Source organism: Steroidobacter sp. (assembly GCF_016790065.1).
Taxonomy (GTDB): domain Bacteria; phylum Pseudomonadota; class Gammaproteobacteria; order Steroidobacterales; family Steroidobacteraceae; genus Steroidobacter.
The window spans coordinates 1-4,107 of record NZ_JAEUPY010000151.1; the positions used below are offsets into that span (position 1 = coordinate 1).

5 protein-coding genes are annotated in these 4,107 nt (G+C 61.6%); all 5 read left to right on the plus strand.

The window, feature by feature from the left end; translation table 11 throughout:
• Positions 1-104: 104 nt before the first annotated feature.
• Positions 105-746 carry an energy transducer TonB gene (locus JNL55_RS06430; RefSeq protein ID WP_293850906.1) on the plus strand — a complete coding sequence of 214 codons (642 nt, stop codon included), beginning with the start codon at positions 105-107 and terminating at the stop codon, positions 744-746.
• Positions 747-855: 109 nt separating this feature from the next.
• Positions 856-1,605, plus strand: coding sequence for a MotA/TolQ/ExbB proton channel family protein (locus JNL55_RS06435; protein WP_293850909.1), 750 nt, complete (start codon positions 856-858; stop codon positions 1,603-1,605).
• Between the two features lie 66 nt (positions 1,606-1,671).
• On the plus strand, positions 1,672-2,124 hold the full coding sequence (locus JNL55_RS06440; protein ID WP_293850912.1) for an ExbD/TolR family protein: 453 nt from the start codon (positions 1,672-1,674) through the stop codon (positions 2,122-2,124).
• A gap of 32 nt (positions 2,125-2,156) precedes the next feature.
• Positions 2,157-2,585: an ExbD/TolR family protein gene (locus JNL55_RS06445; RefSeq protein ID WP_293850915.1), complete on the plus strand. Its 429-nt coding sequence runs from the start codon at positions 2,157-2,159 to the stop codon at positions 2,583-2,585.
• A 255-nt stretch (positions 2,586-2,840) separates the two neighbouring features.
• Positions 2,841-4,097: a tetratricopeptide repeat protein gene (locus JNL55_RS06450; RefSeq protein WP_293850917.1), complete on the plus strand. Its 1,257-nt coding sequence runs from the start codon at positions 2,841-2,843 to the stop codon at positions 4,095-4,097.
• Positions 4,098-4,107: the final 10 nt, after the last annotated feature.

Genomic DNA, 4,107 nt, shown 5'->3' on the forward strand with positions numbered 1-4,107 from the left:
GTATGCCAATTGAGCATACGCATCGAACGACCACTAACGGTTGCGCACTAACTATGCGGGGTTGGCCTTGAGCCCCGTGTCTTATTTTTGTTGAGCTGCAAAGCATGCCCTACGCACCAGCCACGGATAGTTCGTTTTTCACCCGCCGCGGCCTAGTCTTCGCCGTCATCATCGCGTTGCACGTCGGGATGTTCTATCTACTGAACTCCGGCCTGTCGCATCAGATCATCGACGTGGTGCTCGGTCCGATCGAGACCCGCATGATCGAAGACACTCCGCAGCGCGAAGAGCCGCCGCCGCCGCCGCCGCCGAAGATCGAAACCCCGCCGCCGTTCGTGCCGCCGCCGGAAATCGCCATCGAGCTGCCGGCCGAAGCGCCGCAGACCACGGCCATCCAGACCACCACTCAGGTGCGTCCGACCACGCCGCCGCCAGTGTCCGCTCCGCCGGCACCGACGGCCCGGACCGCGCCGCGTTCGGATTCGCGTCGGCCGTTGACGCAGCCTGAATATCCGCCTTCCTCGCGTCGCGCCGGTGAGGCCGGTACGGTCATCCTCGAAGTCTATGTGCTCGAGAACGGCCGCGTCGGCGAAGCCAAGGTGAAACAGTCGAGCGGCTTCCCGCGCCTGGACGAGGCAGCGGTCCGCGAAGTGAAGCGGTCCTGGCGCCTGGTGCCGGGTACCGAGAATGGCAAACCGGTTCCGATGTGGGGGCAGTTCGCCGTCACATTTAAACTCACGGATTGAGGCGCGAGCATCGCGTGACGACGGGCCCGTTCGCGGGCCTCGTGTAAGGCAAGTAGAACTCCACCCACTGACTTTAGGTCATTGATTTCATCGTAGAGGACATCGTTCCATGGCAGCTCCGAACACCGAAAACGTCGAAAACCCCTTCGGCCTACAAGCACTGTGGGAGCAGGGTGGCGTAGTCGCGCACGGCACATTGATCATCATGGTGATCCTGTCGCTGGCGTCTTGGTACATCATCCTGACCAAGCTGTGGGACCAGCGCCGCTTGTTCAAGCAGTACAAGGAAGTGGAAAAAGGCTTCTGGACGGCCGGCAACCTGCGTGATGGCGCTGCCAAGCTCACCGGCAAGGACAATGCCTTCCGCATGATCGTGGAAGACGGCCTGCGCGCCGCTCAACACCACGAAGGCCGCCTGACCGACCAGATCCCGCTGCACGAGTGGATCACCTCGTCGCTGTATCGCACGGTCGACAGCGTCAGCAGCCGCCTGAACACCGGCCTGTCGGTGCTCGCCACCACCGGTTCGACGGCACCGTTCGTCGGTCTGTTCGGTACGGTGTGGGGCATCTATAACGCCCTCATCCAGATCTCCCTGGCCGGCCAGGCCTCGCTCGACAAGACTGCCGGTCCGATCGGCGAAGCCTTGATCATGACGGCCATCGGTCTGTTCGTCGCCGTGCCGGCGGTGTGGGGCTACAACTGGCTCCTGCGTCGTAACAAGGACCTGATCGAGAAGCTGCGTTACTTCGCTGCCGACCTGCACTCCTACCTGGTGAGCGGTGCTCGCGTCGACGCCGGCGCAGCCCCGGCCCGTGCCCCGGCGAGCGCTCCCGCTGCCGCGGTGACTCGCAAGTAATTTGCGGTTGGCCCCGAGCATTCCTGTCAAGGAATGCCCGGGGCTTCCCTCACCGGAGCATTCGCCATGAGTTCATTTGAAGGGATGTTCGCCCCTCCGCCGGCCGCCGATGACGAGGCAGCCATGTCGGAGATCAACACGACGCCACTAGTGGACGTCATGTTGGTGTTGTTGATCGTGTTCATGATCACCATCCCGGTGATCACGCACACCATTCCGGTCGAGTTGCCCAAGGTGCGTAACGAGGCGACTAAAACCGCCCCGGAAAACGTCAACATCTCGGTCAACAAAGACGGCCAGATCTACTGGGGCCAGTCGATGGTGCCGGATACTGCCGCGTTGTTGGAGCGCCTGAAGAGCGCTGCCGTGTTGAAGCCGCAGCCTGAAGTTCATGTCCGTGCCGACCAGACCACGCGCTATGAATATGTCGGCCGCGTGATTCTCACCGCGCAACGAGCTGGTATTCAGAAGATCGGTTTCATTACCGAGCCGGGTCCTTCCGGTCCGGTGCCGCGTTAACGTCCGCGCTGCTTAGATAGAGGTACTTTGCCATGTCAATGAGTGTAGGCGGCGGCGGTGCAGACGAACCCATGATGGATATCAACACGACGCCGTTGATCGACGTCATGTTGGTGTTGCTGATCATGTTCATCATCACCCTGCCGGTGATGACGCATGCGGTGAAGTTGGACATGCCGCAGACCAATCGCACCCCTCCTAACGACGCAGTGATCATCGAGCCGATCCGGATCGATATCGACTGGGACGGCAGCGTGGTGTGGAACGGCTCGCTGGTGCAGCTGGATCAGTTGGAAGGCTACTTCCGTACCGAAGCCGCCCGTAATCCGCAGCCCGAGCTGCACGTTCGCCCGGAACGCCGCGCGAACTACGATACGGTGGCCAAGGTGTTGGCGCTGGCTCAGCGCAACGGGATGCAGCGCATCGGCTTCGTCGGCAACGAACAATTCATGGGCGAATAAGTTGTCGGCCACCCGAGTTCAGCCCGCATTCACGCGGGCTGGATTCGCAGCCGTCGGACAGACTGGTTAGACAACGGCGGCGGGAGTCGAAACAATTCCCGCCGCCGATCGTTTGTAGTCAGCGACTCACACAAGCTTTAACGGTTCAGGTAGTTGCAGCGATCGTGCGGCGGCCGGCGAATTTGTAGCCGCCCCGGCGGTCAAAACCGAAGAGTGTGGTGGAATCGCACCCTTTGTTATAGATCGGGAAACCATATGACTCGAGTACGAAGTATTGCCGTCGCGATCTCTCTCGCCTTAGGAGCCGTGGTGCCCGCGGTAACTTTGCTCGCTCCTGCGGCCCAGGCCGCCGAGCAGGCTCAGAACAAGATCACTACCAAGGCAGTCGCCGCCCCGCTCAAGGCCGCCCAAGAGGCCATGCAGAAGAAGCAATGGGACGTGGCACTCACCGAGATCAAGAAGGCTCAGGCGGTCGACAAGAAGACCCCGTTCGAGGCCTACCAGATCGACGAATTCATGGGCTATGTGCTGATCCAGCAGAAGAAGTTCGGCGAGGCGGCGCCGGTGTTCGAGCGCATGCTCAACTCCGGACTGATGCCGGCCGACCAGGTCGATGAGCGCACCAAGACGGTGGCGCAGTTGTACTTCCAGATGAAGGATTACAACAAGGCCTCGCAATGGGCCAAGAAGTGGCTGGACAAGCATCCCAACACCGAAGACATGGGCATCCTGCTCGGTCAGTCGCAGGATCTGTTGAACGACTTCAAGGGCGCCGCCGCGACCATGGGCACCGTGGTCAACAATGCCGAGAAGGCCGGCCGCAAGCCCGACGAGAATTGGATCCAGATCGTGATGAGCTCGCACTTCAAGCTCAACGATCGCGATGGGATTGGCGAAGCCTTGAAGAAAATGGTTCGTTACTACCCGAAGGCCGAGTATTGGGAAAACCTGCTCGACATCTATCGCCGTAAAGAAGGCGGCGACCGCCTGACCCTGGGCTACTACCGCCTGATGAACGACGTGGGCGTGCTCAAGGACAAGGGCGACTTCGTCGAAATGGCGCAGCTCGCCATGGACGCCGGCGTCCCCGGCGAAGCGCAGGACACCGTGCAGAAGGGCATGGACGTGGGCACGCTGAAGAGCGCCGACAAGACCGAGCAGGGTCGTTATGACCGCCTGCTGGCCGGTGCCAAGAAGCAGGCCGATCTCGACAAGGCGTCGCTCGCGCAGCTGGCCACCGAGGCGGAGAAGTCCAGCTCCGGTCAACCGCAAATCGCGTTGGGCCAGGCTTACCTGAGCTACGGCGACACCGACAAGGCCATCGCCGCTCTGCAGAAGGGCATTGCCAAGGGCACCGGCGTGACCGACATCGACGAGGCCAACATCAGCCTCGGCATCGCCTTCCTGAAGAAAGGCCAGAAGGACCAGGCTCGCCAGGCCTTCAAGGCGGTCAAGCAGGGCAAGTGGAGCGATCTGGCGGACCTGTGGGCGATTCGCACCCAGTCGGCCTGATCTCGACCTG

Coding starts and splice junctions, on each gene's coding strand:
- JNL55_RS06445 (WP_293850915.1), top strand. CDS start 2,157: ATGTCAATGAGTGTAGGCGGCGGCGGTGCAGACGAACCCATGATGGAT.
- JNL55_RS06440 (WP_293850912.1), top strand. CDS start 1,672: ATGAGTTCATTTGAAGGGATGTTCGCCCCTCCGCCGGCCGCCGATGAC.
- JNL55_RS06430 (WP_293850906.1), top strand. CDS start 105: ATGCCCTACGCACCAGCCACGGATAGTTCGTTTTTCACCCGCCGCGGC.
- JNL55_RS06435 (WP_293850909.1), top strand. CDS start 856: ATGGCAGCTCCGAACACCGAAAACGTCGAAAACCCCTTCGGCCTACAA.
- JNL55_RS06450 (WP_293850917.1), top strand. CDS start 2,841: ATGACTCGAGTACGAAGTATTGCCGTCGCGATCTCTCTCGCCTTAGGA.